This window comes from Paenibacillus sp. FSL F4-0243, from assembly GCF_037963295.1.
In the GTDB taxonomy this organism is placed as follows: domain Bacteria; phylum Bacillota; class Bacilli; order Paenibacillales; family Paenibacillaceae; genus Paenibacillus_AQ.
The window spans coordinates 4,424,425-4,448,365 of the sequence record NZ_CP150151.1; the positions used below are offsets into that span (position 1 = coordinate 4,424,425).

At 42.0% G+C, this 23,941-nt stretch carries 19 protein-coding genes and 2 pseudogenes; 5 read left to right on the forward strand and 16 right to left on the reverse strand.

All coding sequences use genetic code 11. From position 1 onward, the window contains the following. Positions 1 to 132 precede the first annotated feature (132 nt). From NSS87_RS19760 to NSS87_RS19785, 6 genes are all read right to left on the reverse strand, one after another. The gene (locus NSS87_RS19760) at positions 133 to 3,249 is read right to left on the reverse strand and encodes an ATP-binding protein (protein ID WP_339242213.1); all 3,117 of its coding nucleotides are present in this window, start codon (positions 3,247 to 3,249) and stop codon (positions 133 to 135) included. Between the two features lie 167 nt (positions 3,250 to 3,416). Next, entirely contained in the window at positions 3,417 to 4,025 is a 609-nt protein-coding gene (locus tag NSS87_RS19765; protein WP_339242215.1) for an ankyrin repeat domain-containing protein, read from the reverse strand. Between the two features lie 141 nt (positions 4,026 to 4,166). Then, complete coding sequence (locus NSS87_RS19770; protein WP_339242217.1) at positions 4,167 to 5,678, reverse strand: S-layer homology domain-containing protein; 1,512 nt, start codon at positions 5,676 to 5,678, stop codon at positions 4,167 to 4,169. Between the two features lie 146 nt (positions 5,679 to 5,824). Then, positions 5,825 to 6,517, reverse strand: coding sequence for a response regulator transcription factor (locus NSS87_RS19775; protein WP_339242220.1), 693 nt, complete (start codon positions 6,515 to 6,517; stop codon positions 5,825 to 5,827). After that, positions 6,495 to 7,994 (reverse strand): HAMP domain-containing sensor histidine kinase, encoded by a 1,500-nt coding sequence (locus NSS87_RS19780; RefSeq protein WP_339242222.1) that lies wholly within the window; start codon positions 7,992 to 7,994, stop codon positions 6,495 to 6,497. The genes NSS87_RS19775 and NSS87_RS19780 overlap by 23 nt, the downstream gene beginning before the upstream one ends. Before the next feature lie 410 nt (positions 7,995 to 8,404). Beyond that, positions 8,405 to 9,247: a sugar phosphate isomerase/epimerase gene (locus NSS87_RS19785; protein WP_339242223.1), complete on the reverse strand. Its 843-nt coding sequence runs from the start codon at positions 9,245 to 9,247 to the stop codon at positions 8,405 to 8,407. Positions 9,248 to 9,491: 244 nt separating this feature from the next. Here NSS87_RS19785 and NSS87_RS19790 point away from each other — a divergent pair, with 244 nt between their 5' ends. Further along, entirely contained in the window at positions 9,492 to 10,391 is a 900-nt protein-coding gene (locus NSS87_RS19790) for a LysR family transcriptional regulator (RefSeq protein ID WP_339242225.1), read from the forward strand. Positions 10,392 to 10,399: 8 nt separating this feature from the next. Here the strand turns inward: NSS87_RS19790 and NSS87_RS19795 are convergent, their stop codons facing one another. Together NSS87_RS19795 and NSS87_RS19800 are read right to left on the reverse strand one after the other, a co-directional pair. Beyond that, the gene (locus tag NSS87_RS19795; RefSeq protein WP_339242227.1) at positions 10,400 to 11,389 is read right to left on the reverse strand and encodes an aldo/keto reductase family protein; all 990 of its coding nucleotides are present in this window, start codon (positions 11,387 to 11,389) and stop codon (positions 10,400 to 10,402) included. Positions 11,390 to 11,599: 210 nt separating this feature from the next. After that, positions 11,600 to 12,688: a DUF1648 domain-containing protein gene (locus NSS87_RS19800; protein ID WP_339242229.1), complete on the reverse strand. Its 1,089-nt coding sequence runs from the start codon at positions 12,686 to 12,688 to the stop codon at positions 11,600 to 11,602. A 797-nt stretch (positions 12,689 to 13,485) separates the two neighbouring features. On the opposite strand from NSS87_RS19800, the gene NSS87_RS19805 reads away from it, so the two are divergent. Beyond that, positions 13,486 to 14,160 (forward strand): CerR family C-terminal domain-containing protein, encoded by a 675-nt coding sequence (locus NSS87_RS19805; RefSeq protein WP_197071226.1) that lies wholly within the window; start codon positions 13,486 to 13,488, stop codon positions 14,158 to 14,160. 56 nt (positions 14,161 to 14,216) lie between these two features. Here the strand turns inward: NSS87_RS19805 and NSS87_RS19810 are convergent, their stop codons facing one another. After that, on the reverse strand, positions 14,217 to 15,476 hold the full coding sequence (locus NSS87_RS19810) for a M24 family metallopeptidase (protein WP_339242231.1): 1,260 nt from the start codon (positions 15,474 to 15,476) through the stop codon (positions 14,217 to 14,219). 320 nt (positions 15,477 to 15,796) lie between these two features. On the opposite strand from NSS87_RS19810, the gene NSS87_RS19815 reads away from it, so the two are divergent. Together NSS87_RS19815 and NSS87_RS19820 are read left to right on the forward strand one after the other, a co-directional pair. Next, positions 15,797 to 16,189: a transposase gene (locus tag NSS87_RS19815; RefSeq protein WP_339242233.1), complete on the forward strand. Its 393-nt coding sequence runs from the start codon at positions 15,797 to 15,799 to the stop codon at positions 16,187 to 16,189. 220 nt (positions 16,190 to 16,409) lie between these two features. Then, complete coding sequence (locus NSS87_RS19820) at positions 16,410 to 16,670, forward strand: hypothetical protein (protein ID WP_197071227.1); 261 nt, start codon at positions 16,410 to 16,412, stop codon at positions 16,668 to 16,670. 381 nt (positions 16,671 to 17,051) lie between these two features. On the opposite strand, the pseudogene NSS87_RS19825 reads toward NSS87_RS19820, so the two are convergent. The 3 genes and pseudogenes from NSS87_RS19825 to NSS87_RS19835 form a co-directional block, all read right to left on the reverse strand. Beyond that, positions 17,052 to 17,420: pseudogene (locus NSS87_RS19825) on the reverse strand (SIS domain-containing protein); the annotation flags it as partial. A 90-nt stretch (positions 17,421 to 17,510) separates the two neighbouring features. Beyond that, positions 17,511 to 17,810: a hypothetical protein gene (locus tag NSS87_RS19830; protein ID WP_339248621.1), complete on the reverse strand. Its 300-nt coding sequence runs from the start codon at positions 17,808 to 17,810 to the stop codon at positions 17,511 to 17,513. Continuing rightward, a pseudogene (locus NSS87_RS19835) lies at positions 17,800 to 17,934 on the reverse strand (PTS sugar transporter subunit IIC); the annotation flags it as partial. The pseudogene NSS87_RS19835 and the gene NSS87_RS19830, both read right to left, overlap by 11 nt. 227 nt (positions 17,935 to 18,161) lie before the next feature. Here NSS87_RS19835 and NSS87_RS19840 point away from each other — a divergent pair. Next, complete coding sequence (locus tag NSS87_RS19840) at positions 18,162 to 19,370, forward strand: GNAT family N-acetyltransferase (protein WP_339242235.1); 1,209 nt, start codon at positions 18,162 to 18,164, stop codon at positions 19,368 to 19,370. Positions 19,371 to 19,466: 96 nt separating this feature from the next. Here the strand turns inward: NSS87_RS19840 and NSS87_RS19845 are convergent, their stop codons facing one another. The 4 genes from NSS87_RS19845 to NSS87_RS19860 form a co-directional block, all read right to left on the reverse strand. After that, positions 19,467 to 20,384: a BadF/BadG/BcrA/BcrD ATPase family protein gene (locus NSS87_RS19845; RefSeq protein WP_339242237.1), complete on the reverse strand. Its 918-nt coding sequence runs from the start codon at positions 20,382 to 20,384 to the stop codon at positions 19,467 to 19,469. Between the two features lie 28 nt (positions 20,385 to 20,412). Continuing rightward, positions 20,413 to 21,975, reverse strand: a complete 1,563-nt coding sequence (locus NSS87_RS19850) for a glycoside hydrolase family 3 protein (RefSeq protein ID WP_339242239.1) — start codon at positions 21,973 to 21,975, stop codon at positions 20,413 to 20,415. Positions 21,976 to 21,992: 17 nt separating this feature from the next. Continuing rightward, positions 21,993 to 23,135, reverse strand: a complete 1,143-nt coding sequence (locus NSS87_RS19855) for a DUF1343 domain-containing protein (protein WP_339242241.1) — start codon at positions 23,133 to 23,135, stop codon at positions 21,993 to 21,995. A 98-nt stretch (positions 23,136 to 23,233) separates the two neighbouring features. Then, positions 23,234 to 23,941 carry a PIG-L family deacetylase gene (locus NSS87_RS19860; protein ID WP_339242243.1) on the reverse strand — a complete coding sequence of 236 codons (708 nt, stop codon included), beginning with the start codon at positions 23,939 to 23,941 and terminating at the stop codon, positions 23,234 to 23,236.

Sequence of the window (23,941 nt, forward strand, 5' to 3'; positions counted from 1 at the left end):
CCTTTCTCTGTAATAATGGCAGGTAGCTTTTATTTTTACAATCAATGATGCAACAATAGTGAAATATTCACATAATTTCCTAAAGAAAACACCAAAAAGGGATAACTCCAAGGAGTTCCCCCATGATCACAATTAATCTTTATCAGGAATGATAAATGACACCGTAGTTCCCAAACCAGGGATACTTTGAATTTGCAAGCCACGTCCATATAGTTGTGTCAATCTTCTATCCGTATTAAGCAGTCCAATACCTTGATTCTTATAGCCATTCGGATTTAACAGCATGCTGACTTGTGCTTCGTCCATTCCAATCCCTGTATCTACAATGTTAAAATGAACAGCATCCGCACGTGTCTCAATGTGAATACGCAGTGTTCCGCCTTTAGCCCGACTTAAGACGCCATGTCGAACAGCATTCTCAACTAGTGGTTGAATCGTAAGCGGAGGCATCAACATTTCAAGATTCGCATCTACTTTCCATTCCACATGGAGTCTCTCCTCAAAACGCTGCTGCTGGATATATATATAATTCTCCACCAGCTCAAGCTCCTGTGACAGCGTAACGAGCTTGCCTGCATTTAAGAAGTCAAAACTTATGCGCAGATAAGTTGTGAACGCATCTGATAACTCTCTCATTTTGGCAGTATCAAAGTCACTTAAGGACATGATCGAATTCAGTGTATTGAAGAGAAAGTGTGGATGGATCTGCGCTTGTAAATAAGCACCCTCCATCCTCAACCGGTCATTGACCGCTCGCTTCATAGATGAAAGTGATAAGGCACGATACTTCAACTCCATTGCATCTACCGGCTTGGTAACATAGTCGTTTGCTCCAGCCAAGAAGCCCGCATAGACATCTTCCCGCTCACTGCGTGCAGTCAGTAGAATAATAGGTAATTCATACATCGTAAACCGCTCGCGGACTAATCTAGTCATTTCGTAACCAGACATACCCGGCATCATCACATCAGCGATGATCAGATCGAATCGATCATGGTTTAACTTATCCAGCGCTTCACGTGCAGAAGTCGCAGTCACCATCTGATATGTTCCATCTGACAAAATATTTTGCAAAACTTTTAGATTGACCGAATCATCGTCAACCGCCAGAACACGAATAATATCAGCGTCTGTATTCGAGAGTGGCTCTACTTCCTTCGTGGAGTATGTGGCGGCCACCATAGTAGATACCTCAGCAGTGATCCATTCACTGAAAGGTGACAATGGGTCCGTATCTTTTTCTATATGAATATCAGAAATGGAAGACTGTACACTCTCATTTACTTCAGGTAATTTGAAGCTGAACTTACTTCCCTTGCCCGGCTGCGATTGCAATAATAATTCACTACCGTGCAGCTCAACCAACTCTTTACAAATACTAAGACCCAGACCGATACCACCTTCACCGTAAGCTCCTTGTTCATAACGCATAAATACACGCTTTCTCAGTGCCTCATCCATACCAATTCCTGTATCCGTAACATGGATCCATACCTGCCCATCCACTTGTTCTGCTGACAGTACAACACTTCCCTGTTCGGTGAACTTAAGCGCATTATGAACTAGATTAATCAGAATCTGTACCAATCGTTCCTCATCAGCATATACACACGGCAAATCCTCATTAATGTCCATGCGAAGCTCCACCTTAGTCTCACCGGTCAGGAAGCGTAACATATCCAGCACGCCCTCAGCCAAGGACCTTACTTGCACCACCTTGATGTTCATCACAATCCGTTTATCCTGCAATCTCACTACATCTAGCAAATCGTTCAGCATGAGCGACATCCGCCGACTGACCATTATTAGCAGTTCCATGTCACGTTGACTCTCTTCATCCAGTACATGTTTCTTTCTTATGAGCACACTCTGAGCAATATTCATAATCCCATGCAAAGGAGTCCGTAGTTCATGAGATGTATTGGCCAAAAAACGATCCTTTAATTTGTTCGATTCAGCCAATTGAGCATTCAGTAACACATTTTGATGGGATTGATGAAAATATCTCCTAAACCAATAAGTAGAAAAAGCGGCAAGTGCAGCAATTAAATCTACAGGATAAAACATGAATTGTGAGGTTCCTGCGTAATAGACAGACGCCCACAATATATTATTAATCACAGCTAGCACTGAACATAATAAAAATAGAGCTCCCTCAGCTTGAATAAATACCATTTTCATAAAATAATAAGCCGTCCAAAATACTGGAATGTAATACAGGATCATATAGACCCCTTTTTCGATCGAATACAGCACTGTCTCTTCTGGACCAAAGATTATAAATAGGGTAAAACCGAGGAGTGAGAGGATATAACTATAAAAAGCATTACCTTTCCGCAGGTTCCCAAAGAGCTCTCTTCCCATGAGGAACAGAAACAAGCAAAACCCTATGTATGAAAGAACCTTTAGCTTCAATGTCCAGGCAAAATCAACTTGAAGAAACCGGAACAATAGTCCATTATGTTCAACCCCAATAGATACAGCTGCTGCGACCATCATCGAAAAGAAAATAATCAACTCTGTTTTTCGCACATCCATCAAATAAATAATCAGTAAATAGAGCCCGTGAATCAAAAGCAATACCCCTACAACTAGCTGCAAGCCAATGGAATTCCAGTAGACTGTATCTATCTCGTGTTGAATGCCAAACTCTACAGACCTAACAATGCCTCCTTTTAACGGAGACCCGTAATTTGACGCTCGAACAAATAGATCCATTTGGTTCTGATCTGTCGGTACATAACTGATCAAGAATGACTTCGTGACAGAAACATGGCCTTCTTTCTCTTCAGATAACTTACCGAATCGTGAGAGGACTGTTCCATTAATCTCCACTTCAGAAGCAGTATAGACCGATTGAAACCAAAAGCTAAGCGGCTCAGATAAGGGTTGATCCAGCAGAATACGCAAATGATAAGTTCCGTATCCATATGCCTTCTCTTGATCTGCCGGATTGAATTTATAAGTCCAGTTACCCGGCACCTGAAGCCTCTGCCATTTCGTAGCGTTGTTAATATTGGTAGCGTTCACCCATTGTTCAGGATAGAATTCCCATTCACCATCCAGCGGAAAGGAGCTTAGTGATTCAATATCCACCCCACGTAAATCTAATACACCTTGTTTCACAGCAGGTGGATTGGACAACGAAAAATGATTATGCCAGCCCCATCGCACAACAATCAAGAGACCGATAAATACTACTATGTATAACATATGACTTAACTTAATTTTATTCTCCGAAGTTCTCATGTACGCCTCATTCTTCGATAAATTTAATAGTGCTATATTCCCATCTTCCACTATTGAATATTATAGTCTGATTATACTATATTATGAGGTTTATAGAGGTGGGTAATCCTAGTTTCAAAGGACAAAAAAAAGGAACTCCGTTTTGAGCGGAGTTCCTTTTTTAAAAATTATATCGAATCACTACTCTTGTTCATTAGCATTTCTACCATTTCATGATAACCCCTATTTTGCGCATGCTGTAAGGGACTAACTCCGTTAGAATCTGCTATATGAATATCAGCACCATGATGTATTAACAATTGCACTATAGCCTGATGTTCTTTGCCCCCATCGCCTAGTATGATAGCTTCTAGTAATGCAGTCCAACCCAGATTATTGACATGATCAATATTGACGTCAGAACTTGTAAGAAGTTCTTTCACAATATCCACATGACCACGGTCTGCAGCAGGGATGAGTGCGGTCCCCCCAAACCTATTCACAATTGAGGTATCAGCACCTGCAGCAATAGATACCTTCACAAAATCAAGCATTCCTTCAGCGCCTGCATAAAGAAGTGGATTATCCGAGCGATTGTCGCGGATATTGATGTTGGCACCTTTTTCAAGCAATAATTTGAATATATCCAGTTGATTCGTGTGTACAGCGATTAAAGCGGGCGTTCTACCCTCATTATCTGTAACATCAATATCTGCACCGTCTGTTAGTAGTTTTGTTATAAGCTCCTTATCTCCTTGACGAGTCGCTGCTAACAGTGCTTGATTCAGCTTATCCATTTCATTATTCACCTCCTGAGTTGATTGCTGCCCTTGGTTGTTTAACACCTTGAAATCATCGGTCTGACATCCTGATATAAAGAGGAAGAATGTTAAGACGAGAAAGCGCATGACATTCAACACCTTTCATGTAGACTCCCCTTATTTCGAAGTGAATGTGGCTTGAGAAGTTGCCCATGCGCCTAGTGGTGTTACAGTATACACTGTCCCAGCAGCCAATTTACCGCTATTCGTAATATCGAATACACCAACAGCACCTTTACGACTGGAGAATTTATAGGTTGCAACCCATTTGTCTCCGTTTGGAGCGGTTAGTTGTACACTACGGCCCGAAAACAATTCATCGCCAGGGTCTTGAGCCAAGGATACATTGATGGATGTATCGGTGACAGCTTCAGCGCCAGAGATTTGCAGTGGAGATATTTCTTTTGCTTCGAATGAAGGATTTGCAATATTGGCCCAGTCAGATGTTACGGTATATTTCACACCCGGTTTCAAGACTTGTCCTTCAGGAAGCCGGAATTTCGGCTCAATCTTACCATCTGTTGATTGTGTAAATGGAACATACTTGGCAACGATGGATTCTCCACCTTCTGGGGTAATCGTTACTTGTCTACCTTGCATGGAAGGAATGATTTGATACGTGATGCCATTTGCTCTGTTGTTCTCATCCAAAACAAATGCGTTAGCACCACGTCCACCACTGTATGCAGAGATGACATATCCATAGTCAATGACGCCATTTGTTTTCAGTGCTTCAATCTCAAAGGTGTCGTTGGTTACCTGAGTGGTTGCTGTCATATCCACCTTGGCTGCGTTTCCTACAAATGATCCTGCATTCTTACCTTTGTACGTTAAGTTATAGGTTGTTCCAGCTTTTTGCACCGATGTAGGAACAATGTACGTTGCAACAGAACCCGATTTCAGCCGCGGCATATTCGTTAAGGTTAGACCGTCATTGAATACAAAATCTTCTTTTGCTTTAGCAAACACCTCATTCTCAGCTGTCAAAGGAGCATCTAAGGTTACGATTAATGTAATTTCATTGATCGATTTCACACTTGTAATTTGAGCTTTATCGGATGGCATTGCTTTACGTGCTGTATTCAGTAAGGCCGCTGTTTCGCCACGTGTTACAGGTCCAGAAGTGAATTGCAATTTATTAGCCCAGTAGTTAACCGATAAGACATCACGCTTCAACGCCTTCGATACAACTTGCACGATTTCTTCATCCGTTACCGTTTTATTAGGGCTAAATTTACCATCTTCCGTTTCCATTATCCCTAAACCAACAAGTACTGACGCATATTTGTAATACCATACGTTCGAATTCACATCGGTGAATGGGGCAGTGTTCTCTTCAGTGCTTTGTAATTTAAAAGTCAATACTACCATTTTCGCTAATTCTGCACGATTGATTGGATTGTTCACACCCATCGAATGATCTGCATAACCCTGTAACACACCTAATCCCGCAAGTACTTCAACGGCTTCTTGAATTTCTTTATCTGATAACTTAGATGCAGCTGCGGATATTCCTATGTTGCCTGATGTAGGTGCTGCTTGTACATTTAACACCGCAAAGGGTAAAGAGGTTGCTCCTAGTGTTGCTGCGACCATTAATGCTGCTGCTTTTTTAGCTACGATTTTCACTATATTTCCCCCTAAGATCATTAAGTTATTTGTTGTTCATGTCTATAACTGAATGATAAAGGAAAGAAATAAACTCCCCAGAAACGATTTATTAATAAAGTATTAACTAGAGCTTAAAAATATCGAAAATCGTCAAGAAAATGCCATTACACCGTAAATCGGTATCCCGCACCCCACACTGTTTCAATATATTGTGGATTCGAGGGGTCCGATTCCAGCTTCTCCCGTATTTTGCGAATATGAACCGTAACCGTTGCGATATCTCCGCTGGAGTCCATCCCCCAGATCCGTTCGAATAGATCATCTTTGCTGAATACCCGATTCGGATGACTCGCTAAAAAGACCAGTACATCGAACTCCCGCGCGGTAAACAAAACCTCATGATTACGTACAAACACCCTGCGGGCATTTTTATCGATATGAACTCCACGGATTTGGATCTCATGCTTCTCCATTGGTTCTAGCTTGCTGAGCATACGTTCATATCTCGTTAGGTGCGCTTTCGCTCTTGCTACTAATTCACTTGGACTAAAGGGCTTCGTAATATAATCATCCGCTCCGAGATTAAATGCCCGAAGCTTATCGATCTCCTCTTTCTTAGCAGATACGATAAAGATCGGCACTTCCTTAGCCTCCCTAATACGGCGGCATAATTCAAAGCCATCGATGCCAGGTAACTGCAAATCTACGATAACAAGATTGTAATCCCCTTCAAGAGCCTGCCCAAGCCCCTCAGAACCTGTATGACATATATCAACGGCAAAACCGTTCAGCTCAAAATAATCCTTTTCCAATTGCGCTATCGTTGCCTCATCTTCAATAATCAGAATCCTTGTCATGCGAATGAAATCCTCCTTCATCGGTCGTTCGCTTCAAAGTAAAGAACAAGCTTGATCCCACACCTGGTTCACTTTCCATCCATATCGACCCACCATGCCCTTCAATAATCTGACGAGCTATCGCAAGACCAAGTCCGCTACCGCCTGTCGATAGGTTCCGAGAAGGCTCTGCACGATAAAACCGTTCAAAGATATGTGGAAGAGCTTCGGCATCAATACCCATTCCATTATCCTTCACTTCAGCAGTCACCCATTCGCTATCCACTTGCAAAGAAAAACGGATGAAAGGGTCCGGCTTGTCCATATACTTCAGCGCATTTCCAATTACGTTCAGTAATACCCGCTTTAATTTATCCAAATCTGCTATAACCTCAATACGTTCGGAATTATTGTCGTCTAGCTGAAATGAAACTCCTTTATTTTCGTTATGGTAGCGCATCTCTTCGATACAATCCTCAAGGAATGCAATAATATCCACTGCTTCGAACGAAAATGGGACCTGATTCAAATCCAGCTTGGAATATAGGAACAATTCATCAACCAATTTATCCATTCCAATGGTTTTGTTATAAATAATATCGACGTACATGTCCATCTTCTCAGGTGTATTGGCGACACCATCTCGTATGCCTTCAATAAACCCTTTAATATTCGTAATCGGAGTACGTAAATCATGTGAAATATTTGAGATTAATTCTTTCCGATTCTCCTCATATTGCAGACGAAGGCTCACTGACTCTTGCAACCTCTGCCTCATTGTCTCGAACGCTTTATTTAACTCCCCAATCTCATCTTTGGATTGCAGGTTAAGTTCAAATTGAAGGTCACCCTCTTGAATTCGTTCTGCGGAATCCCTTAACTTGTTCAGTGGCTTAATAACACTTCTTGTAATCCAGCGATATAATAGCACATTCGCAATCACAAGAACGCCAATTAATATCAATGAAAAGATTGGTAGCAGCCTCCGTGTGAGTTCCGCAAAAGGGCTATGCTCTTTGATGACGAAAACACTGCCTTTCGCCCCATCCGAATATTTAAAGTCAAATTTGGCATATCCATAAAATCTTTCTTTAATATTAAACGTGTTACGAATCTGATAGTTATTGAGATCGTAAGGAGGTAAAGCATCCTTTAATTCAGGTTGATTGAAGGTGCGCGATTCAAACACAGGGTCATTCACTCGCCTTACAAATAGTCCCGCTTTCTCAGTCTTTAGCTTAAAATCATATTCCAGTAACAAATCCTTGTTCTGCAATTCATCCGGGTCATGCTTGGCTAAATACTTTAATTCTAAAAAAATAGATTCCTCTTGCTCCGACAACGGATTTAATTGATAGTGCACTTTATAAAAATCCCGAAGACTGTGAACATCTCCTGTAGATGCAATTGTAAATAAAGCTGCCGTCATTACGATGATAAGTAAACTAACGACTAGCATTCCCGTATAAGATAACAGTAATTTTATCCGAATCGACACGACTGTTCCCCTCTCACTAACATTGGATCCGTTAAATAATCATCTCCGTATTTTAGTGAAATACTATCACATGGGGAGAGCGTTTGCTAACAGAAAAAAACTTCTACCAACACTTTGGCAGAAGTTTTTATAGAACTTAATTTACGCGAGATCATCAAATGCTAAATAGATTGATCTGATGATTTTCCTATTTCGGGTTGGTCGCGACTCCAGAGAATGTTTGGACTTCCGGCCGCTGTTGTCTGCAGATTTCTTGATTTATACCGTTCTTAACGGTTGAAATCCGCAGACTGCCTATGCTTTCGAAGCGAGCTTTCCTACGGAAAGCTTTCGGGCGGACGCTACCGCTCCTTCAGTTCCAAAATTCCCTTCGACCACTTTTCCCTTTTTTGAATATTTTCAAGTTCATTCTATATGGGTACGTTTTCCAGTGATGAGAATACTTTATCGAAGCCTGCTTTAGAACGAGAAAATAATTCAGATGAACTTTGCGCGGAAGCTGGCGCCAGAACTTCTTGGGCGATCACACCGGCATACCCGATCTTTTTCAGGCTTCCCAAGAATCCTGTGAGATCAATAGAACCTTCTCCTGGATACAATCGATCGAAATCTAACAATTCCTCTATCGGTAGAGGTTTAGCATCATTAATATGGACATATGCAATTTGATGCGGTTGTAATTTCAGCAGATCCTCACTCGTTAATCCATTCGTATGCCAATGGTAAGAATCCAATAACAATCCGATGTTCCTTACTTGAATCGTCTCCATCCAGCTCAACGTATCTTGCATCGTCCAGATCAGTGGATTTGCCCATTGTGTACGTAAGTGATGAGGGCCTACGAACTCTAATGCTAATGTAATTCCATAAGCGCCTAATATTTCCGCGCATAGTCTTAAACGTCTTGTGGCTGCAATCATAAAAGCTGCGACCGGAAGATCTGTCGAAGGTAAAATATATGTACAACATGTCGTACAATTTAATACAGCAGCGGCCTCAGCCATTTGGGTAAGCGATTTCAACCCTTCCCTGAAGCTATCCTCTGTCGTGCGCCAATCTACCGCTAAACCAAATGATCCTAACATGATGCCATGTCTTTCCAGTAATTGAACAGCCCCATCCTTACCATACTGCTGCACTAACTCCAATGGATTTGCGTCTATCGACTGAAAGCCGAATTGGCTCGCAAGTCTGATATATTCTTCATTAGAACCCATCTCACCCAAACCTGCTGTTGTTAATCCTCTTATCATCGTCGTTCTCCCCCTTATGACCAATCTAAACAGTTCGTCATATCTAGTCTAGCGCATCGTGCACTCGAATAAAACCATCTCTAGTCCCCTTTAACAAATTCTACGATCTAATTGCAATAATGTTTTTTGTCAAAAATTAAGATGGGGTGGGAGGCTTATGGGGGGACCACGAGCCCTTCCTTTCATTTTCGTTCAAAGATCCTTATACTTGCTTGGAGAAGCATTTCAAGGGAGATTGAACAGTATGGACATAAAAAAATTGCAATACTTTATCGCAGTAGCAGAGGAACTGCATTTTAACCGTGCAGCAGAGAAGCTGAATATGACGCAGCCTCCCTTAAGCCAGCAAATTCAAGCTCTGGAGAATGAGATTGGTGTGAAACTATTAGAACGGAACAAAAGACAAGTTCGTTTAACGCCAGCGGGGGCGGTATTTCTAGAGGAGGCTAAATCCATTTTATCTCAACTGGAACGCTCTATTAAAACAACACAATTAGTCGATCAAGGAATTATCGGACATTTGAACATTGGATTTATAGATTCTGCAGCTGGTGGAGTATTGGTCGATATGTTAAAAATGTTTCGGGAACGTTATCCACAAGTACAACTCACATTACATGAGATGACGTCTGCTCAGCAGTGGCAGGCTTTACATGAAGGAACGATTCACATTGGATTTGTACGTTATACAGAGTCGGGCAAGCATATCGACCATCGTCCCTTAGTCAATGAATCGCTTGTTGCCGTTTTGCCAGAGAAGCATCACCTAGCTCATTTACCGGTGTTATCCATTCGCTCTTTAGCTTTAAAGCCGTTTATATCGTTCCCACGTCATTTAGGAGCTCCTTTTCATGACCTCATTATGAGCTTCTGCGCCCAACACGACATGTATCCGAATGTTGTACAGGAAGCCATTCAGATGTACACCATTGTAAACTTGGTAGCTGCTAATCTTGGAGTTTCCATTGTGCCCTCTTCAGTTGCTATTTTTCAGCGCGAAGGTGTCGTATTTCGTCCCTTTGAAGAAAGCACACCATCGATTCCCCTTTATGCCGCTTGGAGAACCGATTCCGATCGTGCCTCCTTATCCGCGTTACTAGAGATCATAGGACAAATGAGTTCAGAAGTTATTAATGGTGAATGATATAATATTCAGCCCGTTTTTCTAGGATCACGTTCAACGAGTCCTTCTAGCACCCTATCGATTTGCATCATAACTTCCCTATCCAGACGAACTCCCGCAGCTTTGGCATTTTCTATTACTTGCTCAGGCTTGGATGCCCCAATAATTGCAGATGAGACTTGTGGATTTTGCAACACCCATGCTATAGCCAATTGCGGAAGCGTCAACCCAACTTCGCTGGCGATGGTAGAGAGATTCGAGATCGCCTCAAGCACCTCAGTCCGAAGCCATTGACCCGCCAATTTATTCATAAAAGGTGAGCCCGCAGCTGTTGAAGCACGAGAACCCTCTGGCAATGGTTGCCCTGGCATATATTTGCCTGAAAGAATCCCTTGAGCAAGCGGCGACCAGACCACCTGTCCAATCCCTTCCTGCTCACAAGCTTGAACTACCTCCGTCTCCATCACGCGCCATAACATCGAATATTGAGGTTGACTAGCCACCAATGGCACCTTTAATTCTCTCGCCAAAACAGCACCTTCTGCTATCTGATCCGCCGTCCACTCACTTATCCCGACATAGAGAACCTTACCTTGACGTACCAGATCCGAAAAAGCCAAGAAGGTTTCTTCAAGGGATACTGTTGCGTCAAAGCGATGCGCATAATAGATATCAATGTAATCGGTCTGTAATCTGTTCAGTGAAGCATGGCACGCCTCCATAATATGCTTGCGGGACAGACCTCTTGCGTTACGTCCCGTCCCTGTGGGATGGCACACCTTGGTACACAATTCGATATCAGCTCTGTGCACTCCTTTTAATGCTTGGCCCAGCACCATCTCAGCTTTCGTATCGGAATATACATCTGCAGTATCAAATGTTGTGATCCCTACATCCAATGCAGCGTGAACACAAGCATGGGCAGTATCATTGTCCACTTGAGCACCATGTGTAATCCAATTACCATAAGCAATCTCACTTAGATGTAAACCACTCGTTCCTAATTTGCGATAGTTCAATTTATACCCTCCTTTAGATAACAATTTGATTGTAACAAAGAGATATTAATACGAGAAATACTCTTTGATATGCGATTTAATTCAAAAAAGATATTACTGAGATACTTAAAGATAATAAAAAAACGCCCTTTAGGCGTTTTTTCGGTAAATATTCTGTTTCGAAACTCTAACTTCGCCTATACTCCGGTGAGTATTAACCTCCAAACCTTGTTACCGCACCACAACTAACAGTACAATAATTCCGAGCCAAAACAGCCAGCTTACTGGGTGACCGAAATTTAATCCCCAGCCGACTCCGAGCCTTTTCTTGACGATTAGGTTTGGATCTTTACGATTGAAATAAATCATACCTAATCGCCATTTATCATCATCATGGACAGGTCTGACATTGGAGCTATCGGCAGATCGCTTCAAGCTGCTTTCGCCCTGACCAGCCCAGAACGTTAAGGCAAAGGCGTATATGATAATAAGGGCTATTATGATTAGGATAATAGGGATAGCGAAATTCATGTTAAGCAGAGATATCATGTTTAGTTGCACAACAGAAAACAGGATAACCATTAAGAAGCTTGCTGTAAGCATAAAATATGACCAAGTACGGCGGTAAGTTGCGTCTTGTCTGATGGAACGGTTAGGATCATTGGGTTGAACCTGCTGCTTTACTCTGCGAATACTCCAATTCTCAAATATGAACAAAAGTGTTATGAACACTTGCATTATCGTAGGCATAAACACAGAACTAAAAGATTTAGCTGCATAGCGGTCTACGTTCCAACTGCTGTTGTAATGGATCGGAATCTGATCAGGAATCAGATCGTAGTTGCGTAGCACAGTTACAATACTAACAACAGTAATTAAAACATGAATGAGGAACCAATAATTAGACAAGCCAATGTTTCTTTTCCGAAATCCAGTGTCCACTGCCATGATCGATGGTTCCAGAGCAATAGGCAGCATAGGTAGTAAACTTTTCATTTTGAAATGATAGCTAATGTTTATGACTAGGGAGATTCCGACCATGGCGAGTGAATAAGTGACAATGATCCAACTTTGTTGCTTGGAATGTTCATCACCGTATAGTAGACAGATGATACAAACAATGAACAAGATGGTATGCAAGGTAGCACTGATCCTAGCATATGACTTCCGCATCTGGTGCAGAGGCTCACTTTGGAATTGTACAGGGCTGACGTTGACCCCAAAACTAATCGTCTCTCTTGTTAAATAAGGCATGCTTACCATGAGTACAATGGCAGGTACAAATACAAGGATCATTACTATAACAGGCATTATCGTCATATCATTCGCCTCCTCTTATACATAAGTGTTTATTTGAAAACTCTATAGCATATCCTATTAACTTAGGATAAGGAATCGACTTGAACATAAATTTTATTATAATCGATTTTAGTGACTATTGGGATGAAATTAACAATTTATCCAGTTTTTTTGCTACATAGAGCTACTCATCTGACAACTGAATTATGGCAAGTACATCTGTTTGAAATTCTATGTAGGTAAAGGATAGGATTTCGGACACTTACTTTAAATATTCTGCAATTTGGATGACTTGTGTGGATAATAAATAAACATTATCCAACGCTTGTCGAGTGATTCCTATGAACGCTAAAGTGACACTCGGTGCTGAATGCGATTAATCTCACGATTTAATGAAGAGAGGAAACTGAACAGCAAATGCCTTATATTGATCGAAATGGTATGTACATTTATTATGAATATCTTCACCCTAACTCTCTTAACCAACAAATAGACGCTATCCTGATTATCCACGGAGCGGGTATGAATTTACGTTCCTGGGATTTGATTGTTTCTTATTTGCAGCAACACTAGCATATTCTTCGCTATGATTTGCGCGGACATGAATTGAGCGATAAAGGGCCAGTCAGAGTAGCTTGGAGACTGCTATTCACTCTTTTTCTTCTAGAGCGGCTCAATATTTCTTCTTTTTTCGCTGTTGGTCATGGAGAGGAAGCATATGTGCCGTGCTGCTCGGTACAATCCGTCACTTCATAAAGGAAGTTAGTTTGATTAATTCATTTGAATTAATTATACTCAACAGTATGGAGGAATGGACATTGAATACAAACCTAAGTAACGATATGAATAAAGGAAATGAAGACTCCACCCAAACTCGTTTATTAGAAGCAGGGCTGCGGATCTTTGGATTAAATGGCTATGAAGGCGTACGTACGCGGACCCTTGCAGATGAAGCTGGTGTGAACCAATCGGCGATTCCGTATTATTTCGGTGGAAAAAAAGGATTGTACTTAGCGGTTGCCCGTCGCTTGACAGCAGCCGTTCAAGATGATTTTTTGAAGCAGGCTTTAATTGAGACAGAAGAGATTGAGAAACGGTCAAAAGAAGAAGCCGCAGAAGCTCTTAAAAAAGTCATGACGCAATTTTCCAAGACGATGATTGGTAATCATGAAGCCAATGCAAGAAGTGTATTTATCGCAAGAGAGCAGATGCAGCCTACAGAGGCTTATGACATTTTGTATGAACAATTCTTCCAGCCACTACATCAGATGATTGCCGTCTTGGTGAGTAAATTAATGGATCTAGACGCAAAAGATTCAAAAACGATATTAATCGCACATGCAATTGTTGGACAATCGGTTGCGTTCTCTGTGGCGAAGGAAACCTATTTGAGACGCCAAGGGATTCAAGACTTGGATGAAGTACACATTGCTTTGATCGCCAAGGAGCTTGGCGAAATGTCAATTCGTACATGCAGCGGCTATTCTCATTAAAAAGAGGGTACGTAACGAAGACATAAACATTCTTCTATACGTACCCTTTTGCTATTTTACCAAGTTGCCCTCATCAGCTGAGTAGAATTTTTATTTAGTTCAATCCCCCCAGCTTCACCCACGATCACCGTTCCGCCAAGATTAATGACCTTCTTACCAATCGCACAATTCGGCTCAAATGCAAACACCATTCCTGTCTTGAGTTCGGTCTCTAACCCTATGGATGGGATCGGCAGTACTTTCCCGTACTCTCTCGCCTCAGGCAACCGTGCAATCTCATCGCCAACCCCAATAAGACCAAATGGACTAATGGAATGAATAAGCGGATGAACGTGCCAACCTCCTGCTTCACGCATCGGCTCATTCATCGCTTTAACCACGTCTCCGAAAGTAGCCCCATGCCGCAGCTCTTTTACTCCGTTCTCATACGATTGTCTCGCTGCCGCTGCCGCCCGCTCAAAATCCGGATGCACAGCTCCTACAGCGATTGAAGGCTGATGCTGCGTCTCTAGCATTCCGAATGATGAAAATACCTCGGCCAAAATAATATCTCCTTCTTGGATCACCCGCGGCTCCTCTGGTCGATATGTCCATGCGGGCAATCCCCATCCTACGAACTCTGGTCCTGATCCCATTAATATCGTTGTCGTGAACCCGACATGGGTCGCACAAGCATTCATCGCTGCCGCATAGATCTCATTTTCTCTCACGCCTGGCTTCGTTACCTCAAGCATCGCCTGGCACATTTTTTCCCCAACGTTCGCTGACCATTTTAATACCGCGATCTCCTCCTGACTTTTCACAGAAGACAGTGCGAAAAATTTGTGTCCCACAGGCTTAAAGGTCCCATTCGGTAATCCTTTTAGGATCGTTTGCCAAGTATTATAGGGCATGGCTCCATCAAAGTAATAGGGAGGATAAGGCTCTAAGCCAATCACACCAAATGCTTTATTTGTAAGTCCTCTCTCTTCCATAATCTTGACAATGTGCGCACCCATTTTTCCGACATACATATTTTCCGGGCGTATCCAGCCTTGCGTATTCGTATATCCAGCTTGAATATGATCTTCCACAGCAGTGGCTAAAAAGACAACTGAGATCGGCTCTTCATTCTTAGGGAAAATGACAATAGAACCTGGACGCTCATTCGTAAAGTAGGTGTCCGGGTTAAATACAGCAGGGAACGCACCTTCTCGATCTCCATACACAATCAATACATCCACATGCTCTTCTTCCATTAGCTGATTTGCAATGTTCCATCTACGATCTCTTTCCGCAAGTGAGTAGGTAGGGATTCTAGTATCTTGATTGTTCATACCTCTTTCTCCTCCTAACGTTTATTTCTTTCCAGAGTTCATTGCTGATCGTTGCCTTTTGTCATCGTCCAACCGTATACATGCGAATGGCCCCCCTCCAATAGATGTCATGAATGAACCTGTTACATTGCAAGTATAATTCATTCATTTGATTAATTCAATTGAATTAAATTAATTGATTTATGTGCAAAAATAGCTCCAATAACTTGGAGAATTAATCTTTAAATCATTAAAATGAAAAACACTGTATCTTTAAAGAGCCTGTTCAAAAAGCTCATAAAGTTGTATTAAAAAAATGCACCTTTACGAGGAACGGTAAAATGAAGGTACCCCTACCAACATCAAACCATACGCGAGATGCATTTTCATGGACTTACAGTTTGAGCTGCAGACTTTGCGAGAAGACGTATTCCGATCACGACGCCATCAGCGGCGTTCAACGAGCGAAGGCGAACCAGAACAAGTTTTTCATTGGTTATCGCAAGCATTCCATTGTTTGCCCCAGCCCGAAAGGATCGGTCATCCCGCCCAATGATACGGCGGATGTCAAATTAATGCTGCCGCCAATTGAAATAATGAAGAAAATCGAAGGACTCAAGGTCGATTATTTGGTGGCCGATTTGGGTTATTTCGATGCCGATGATCAAAAAGAAGCGCGCCTTAAGCATGATGTAGCGGTCGTAACGGAAATCAGAAAACACGATATTTCCTGAACTCTGTTCCCATGAAGGAAAACCGGAATGTGAGCAAGGACATGCCCTTGTTTTCGACGGATTCGATAAAAAAACATATACCTCTTGTTTTCGCGGAGACGATGACAAATGCGCCGCCTGTCCGCTACAAGGCCTTTGTGAGAAGCAGTTTGGCTATTCCTTCAAGGAAAACCCGTTTTTCTACGGACCTGTTTCACAGGGCAGTATGCTACAAGAGCACATGCTGAATCTCCGTAAGCAAGTGGAACTAGCGTTTGCACAAGAATCGAATCAACTAACTTCCGTTATGAAGTATAAAAAAGTAACGGTTCGTACAACAAAGCGCGTCGAGAATTGGTTTATCTTGCGGAATGCGTTTCGATTAATTGAGCGGATGATTGAGCACTTGCGAGCCACAATCCTGCCTCCAAATCATGTGACGACCCTCAAAAAGCTTCAAGAGATTCAAGTGGAGCAAATCTCGTTGCCGTTGGCGGGGTAAGAAAGTTGAACTCCCCCTAAAAAAAGCAAATTACGACACAAGGGATACGTCTGTTCAAAATCAGGTAAGTAACATACTTACTCTTAGCGACAGCATGACTTATCATATCTAACGGAACATCACCTGGTTTACTCGCTTCATAACAAAGAATATGTGTAAAACTATCCAGCTGAGGATTAAAATCGGGCCTCGCAGGATAAATCTGCAATAAAATAACATTCTCATTCTTCTTGCTTTGAATTTCGTCTTTTCTTTCAAATAAGTGTTATTACTTTAGCTTCCAGAAAATCTCCTCCATTCAAAATGTCTATTCGATCTGCTTAAAGCACTTTACAATAAAAAAACTTCCACCATACTCTGGTAGAAGCTTCTTATCGCAATTTAATCATTCAAAATTCCAATCATTTTTCTTTCCTTCGCTAGCTGCTCCACAGTAAAATCATGCTGAGCAGAAGCATAAGCGCTAAAAACAATATCGAGCACAAACAATTGAGCAAATCTGGAGCTTGTTGCCGCACTACGAAGCTGTGCTTCCGGCGCACGTGATGTAAATAAAGAAACATCAGCAAGCTGAGAAAGCTTGTTATTACCAGGACGAGTGAGGCTAATTGTTTTTATTCCCTGTTCCTTAGCTCGTTTTATTAATTGAATAACTTCTCTCGTTTCACCGCTATACGAAATTCCCCAGAAGACGGCATTTTCTGATTTCGTAGCCATGGCTCCCGCCAATAAATGACGATCTGAAATCGCATATACATTTTTGCCTTACCCCATAAACATAAATAACCTCTGCGTGCTCAATAGACTGCGCGTCGAGTTAACTGGCCGTATTCTGAAAGGTCAGTATGGTGTTCGACAGCAATTTATCAATGATGGAATCAACGTTTCATTCGATTCAACATCAAAGTATCTAACATGCGGCGTGTACTCTACCTCCGCGGATAAACGGATTTTCAGCGCTGGAAAGCCCTCTATTCCAAGCGACCGACGAACAACCGCGGCACTGCTTGCCTCCGCTTTTGTCGCTAACTCATGTATGGTCATATGCAGCACTTCTTTAGCATTTGCAAGAATGTACTCCGCTACTTTTTTCTCTGATTCTGGCAATTCATTTAAGTCTAGCTCAATTTGCGAAATCATACTTCCCCGCAATTAAACCCGCTCCAACAAATGCAGGAATCATTGGTATGAAAATACTTCCGATTTTTCGCAAAAAGTTCTTGAACGGTTTATCATTCTTCTTTTTAAGCTTCGCCTTCATTTGTGCGCTTTGTGCTTGTAATTGCTCAGCCGAAGTCGCTATTTTCCCAATACTCATTTAGACTATATTGAGCAATCTAAATTTTGTATCACTTCTACGATTCCACACGTTCCATTATTGACGAATTTTTATTTCAATATTAAACTATAAATAAGAAATTAAATTCCAAAAAACCGTTTTTTTCATTTATTAAATTTATCCCAACATTACGTCGCAGGAGGAAATGAAAGATGACGACGACACCAAACATCATCGTAATGAACCATCCAACTAGAGAGCAGCTTGACAAGATTTACGATATTTTAGATGAATGCTTTTCCGTAGGCCGAGCTTATTTCCAAGAAAGATTAGACCTAGACACCACATATGATCCAGATACAACATGGTTTGCGATGGTTGACGATAAGATTGCATCTAATGTACAAATTTTTCCGTTTCATATTAGAGTCGGTCAAGCGATCTTGAAAACGGGTGCAATGGGGAGTGTCGGTACAGATCTAAATTACCGCGGGCTGGGGCTTGCACACAAAATTCTTCATGCGCAGACCAACTATATGAAAGAAACCGATTATGATATAAGCTTGCTTTTGGCTAGCAAGCATGCGTTTTATGAAAAAGCTGGCTGGAGACTTATTCCGGAGACTGCTTTCGCAATTGAAAAACCAGCAAGTTTGGAGCAGCAGCAAAACAGTGATGAAATCATTCCTTTTGAAGCCTGTTATCTCGATGATATCCGTTTCATCTATGAACAATTCAATAAGAATCGTACCTACACCGTGATCCGAAGTAGAACGTATTGGAATGATTTATTGACCTGGCCGGAATGGAAGAAAGTTGACTGCTTGCTCCTTCGCAGAAATGGAAAAATCGTCGCTTATGGCATCATTGAAAAGAAAGATACTGAACAAGTATTTATTAATGAATTATTGTATTTGAACGAAGCCGAAAACGGCGTTGAAGCTTTGTTTCATGCCTTATGTCAGCTGCGCCAAAATGCAAAGCAAATATTAGCGATGCTCCCAGAGGACCATAAGCTATGGTCCTATTACCAACAGCATCAAGCAAATTCAATTCAAATCAATATGGCGATGTGGAAAATGATCAATCTCAGTTCAACTTTCCATAAGCTTCAGCCTGAATTAGAAGATCGCCTAAACCGTAGCAACATAATTGCAGACCAGGAGCTGCATATTGCACTTCGCAGCAATGAGGACTGTATCTACTTGGATTATAAGCAAAAGCAGCTTTCTGTTTCCGATGCTAGTAATCATACCAATTCCTATACTTCAATAGAAGTAGATGAACGCGAGCTAATGACTTATATCATGTTCGGCTATAATGAAGCAGGCGCAGCAAAGGACAGTACTGAGCACGCTAACATCCTTCAAGCTCTATTTCCGAAACAACAAGCCGTTTTTTATTTGACCGATAAATTTTAAGCCATTTTTGATTCCTACCATTTTAAAATAAGGGTGTGTCGCAAGTCCAACTGCTCGGACTTATGACACACCCTTATTTTTCCATAGCGACAAAGACTAGTCGTTGTTCATTTTTGATCTTCCTAACAGGACAGCACCGTAGGCTGCATCCTTAATCGGCAAAGTTAGCTTTGTTTGCGCGTAGCTCTGTGCGAGCTTTCGCTCCAAGGCTTCTTTCACAAAGCGAGACTTTTGCAGCACACTTCCTGCAATCGCAATCGGACTTTCATATAGCTTAAGCCGTTCAATAACAGGCACAACAAGCTCATATAGATTGGCTGCACATTTCTCCGCTAACGCTATTGCATGTGCATCGCCCTTCTCGCATGCCGTCGTCATAATCGGTGCAAGCTGCGCAATATCTTTTTTCGTCGTATTTTTATCATAAACAAAGCCAATAATCTCTTTCACAGTGCTTAATCCAAGCTGCTCATATACCATCGCTGGGATGACCGTATCGGTTATTCTTCCGTCCTCCACTTGAACTAATACGGATAATAGATCGCGCCCAATGCTATAACCGCTTCCCTCGTCATCAATCAGATGACCAAAGCCTCCTGTGCGATGCTGCTCTCCTTTTTCATTGACCCCAAAGCAAATCGATCCTGTACCGGCAATGAGAATGATGCCTTGCATCGCATTTTGTGCCCCGTATAATGCGGTTTCTTGATCGCCTGTAATCGTTAATGGCCCGATATAACCGTTATTTCTCACATGCTGCTCCAAAAAATTGATGACCAGCGGATTACTTATTCCTGCCGCACCTATACATATATGAGCAACTTCTTGTAAATTACCGCAGTAGAGCTTCGTTTGACTAAAAATTTCCTCAAAGGAGGCGGCAATAGCATCAGCATCACCACCGTTATAATTAATAGGCCCTACAGTAAAGGTGAATAAAGCGTCTTCCTGGTCATGCGTAATGGTGACAGCTGTTTTCGTGCCACCCCCATCAATTCCAACGATAAATGCCATACCTATGTCCCCTTGTTGTACTTTTTATCTACATCTGTATCGTAATATTGGCGGTGGGTACAACCTCACCATTTAGGATTGGAAGGAGTGATTTGAATGCATCAAGTGTATACTCAAATGCCGCAATTCCGCAGAACTCGCCTTCGATTAACGGTAAATCATACGGGCGACCTAATGTAATGGCCGTTACTTTGCAGCCTGCTGCCAGCAGCTTCTGAACAAGCGCAAGCTGACCTTTGTTTTCACGCGCATTGAACAAGCCGATAACAATATGCTTGTAGCCTTGTACCTTTGGCAGCACAGCGTTGATTTGCTCCTCGCTCGGGTCAATGTCGATAATCTCATAAGCTGTATTAAAATGCTCCCCCATATATTGCGGAAAGCTAAGAGCTTGATTCAAGCTGCTGGACGCAAGATCGGTGCGGTATGAATAGGAACCCATAAATAACATTTGCTCGTCACCGGTATGAATGGGCTGGAGCTCACCTTTAATGAGGCAGATCGTTTCCGTACGCATTAGCTCATTTGCTCGGCGATGTACATCGCAGCCAACTAGTTCATAATCTAGCTCCTCAATCGTCGCATATTGTGCTTTATAAGCTAAAATTTTTGTAACAGCTGCATCAATTAGCGCTTCATCCAAATCACCGGTGGCTACAGCTTCTTCGATCAAATGAGTCGCTTCCTTCACTGTCTCAGGAGTATGACTAATGAATACCAAATCAATACCTGCTTTAACAGCTCCTAACGCTCCTTTTGCCGTACCATAGTATCGTTTGATCGCGTCCATTTCTAAACAATCCGATACAACTAACCCTTTATATCCTAATTTTCCTTTTAATATCTCTGTAATAATGGTATGAGACATAGTTCCGGGCACACCGGATTTTTCAATTTTCGGAAATAAAATATGTGCACTCATAATCGCTTGAGCGCCTTGCTCAATTGCGGCCTTAAACGGCAGCAGCTCAAGCTGCTCTAATTCCTCAAGTGTTTTTTCAATGGTAGGCAAGCCAATATGTGAATCGACATTTGTATCACCATGACCTGGAAAATGCTTAAGTGAGGACATGACGCCTCCATCGAGCAATCCCTTCATCATTTGAATTCCATACTGGGATACTGTTGCAACAGAATCACCATATGAACGAACATTTATGACTGGATTCAATGCATTATTGTTAACGTCCATAACTGGAGCTAGATTAAAATTAATACCTAATGCTTTCAATTCTCTGGCAGTCATTCTGCCTGCTGCATACGCATTTTCAGGTCGTCCTGAAGAAGCAATTGCCATGGCTCCAGCAACATTGGTCGCGTCTTTAGGCATACGAGTGACTCGACCGCCTTCTTGGTCGATCGTAATAAAACCCGGGATACCAGTATGTGTCGTGTACCATTGCTGCAGCTCAGTAACAAGCTCGCCTAATTGATATTTATTGTCGACATTATGTGAGAATAAAATAATATTGCCGACTTTATAATGCTCAATAACTTCCTTCAGCTCAGGAGTGATCTCGGTTGAAGGGAAGCCTGTTACGAACATTTGTCCAATCTTTTCGCGCAAGCTCATATGTTCTATTGTTCTCATCAATTATTCACCTTCCTCTAGCGATATAAATGATACTGCTGTGTTATTTCTGCAAATTGCTTGCTTTCCGCTGCAAACTGTTCAAGCAGCTGCTTGGCTTGCATATTTTCCGTACGATACATGTTGTCTCCCCCCAGCAAATCGATAAATGGACGAGAGCCCTCCTTCACAGGAGGCAGGAATGAAAATTGCTCGTACAAATCTCTTATCGTAAATAATAAGGTTACCCCAACTTCTAAAGGCCTCAGCACTTGGAGATCTGTAATGTAAATTTGTACCCCGCCGCATAGCTCGCCACAATGTTTAGATGACGTTGGCTTGAAATGAACTGGACGAAAAAGCACACCCGGGATAACTTTTGCATTCATCTCATCTGCCAATTGCTGCGCTTGAATGAACGGAGCACCAATCATTTCAAACGGGAACGTTGTGCCTCGTCCTTCCGAGCAGTTCGTGCCTTCAAATAAACATGTTCCTGTATATAATAAAGCTGTTTCATATCGTGGCATTCCAAGTGAAGGATGAACCCAAGTTAATCCTGTATCCGGGAAGGACATGCTCCGTTCCCAGCCTTCCAAACGAACGACATGCAGCGATGCATTCCAATTCATTTGATCATTTGCCATCGTTGCTACCTCACCTGCTGTTAATCCGTATCGCACGGCTAGCTCGTAATTTCCAACAAATGATTTGAAGCCGGGCTTCAAGACATTCCCTTCTACCGTTACCCCGTTAAGCGGATTAACACGATCAAGAACAACAAATTCTACACCTGCATTTGCACAATCTTCAAGTGCATACAGCATCGTATAAATAAATGTGTAATAGCGTACACCAACATCTTGAATATCGTATACAATGATGTCTACTTCATTCAGCATTTCTTTTGTTAAACGCTTGGAGTCTTTACGGTACAAGCTATAGACTGGAACATTCGTAAAAGGATCCGTGTAAGTGTCTACTACTGCCCCTGCATCCAAATCTCCGCGAACGCCATGCTCAGGTGAAAACATCGCAGCAAGATTAAAATTTTCATGTAATATAGTAATCGTTGATGCAAAATCCTTCGTAAGACCTGTCGGCGCTGTAATCAATCCTACGCGCTTACCTTCGAACAAATAACGATAATTCGTTATAGAATCAATCCCATTTAACACCATATGAAGCTGCCTCCTAGCTGCTTTTTCGCATAAATGGATAGAACAAGGGAATGTTTCCTGCTATACATAGAAACACTCCCTCTTAGCTAGTTGAATAGTTACCAAAGACTAGACTGCCTAACCTTCACCGTTTCAGCAGGCACCATAAATGCTTCTGCATATGTCTTTCTTGCTTCACAGCCGCGAACAACTGCTAGTGCTTTATAGTAATCCATGTATTTGAAAGATTTGCTATTCGTCACAAACCAATGCTTGCTTATAGCATCTATCCATAGATCAAATGCCGCTTGATCGAAATCCACATATACGTAAGGGACATAATCAACCGCATCCTCCCAGTTTTCGGAGTAATATAATCTTGCTGCAAAGTGCGCGGGGAGCGCTCGTTCAAAGGATGATAGACTTGCGAAGAAACGGGCATCATTTACGATATGATGCGTTAGCGCATGGTCCTTATGCATACTGTTTTTCCAGTGTGTAATAATAATGTTAGGCTTCACGCGACGAATTACATCACAAACCTTCATACGAACTTCCTGATTGTCAGGCAACTCTCCGTCACAATAATCATCGAATACAATGGCTTCACCGCCTAGCATATCCGCAAAAACCTGTGCCTCTTTCACTTTTTGCTGACGATATTCCTTTATATCCTGTCCTGCCGGGACCCCTCGTTCACCCGCAGTTAACGCTAGTGTCACAATGCGATCTCCCTTTAAACTATGACTTGCGAGTACACCACCAGAAGCTAGCTCCACATCACCAACATGTGCTCCAATTGCTAATACTGTGAATTTTTCGCTCAT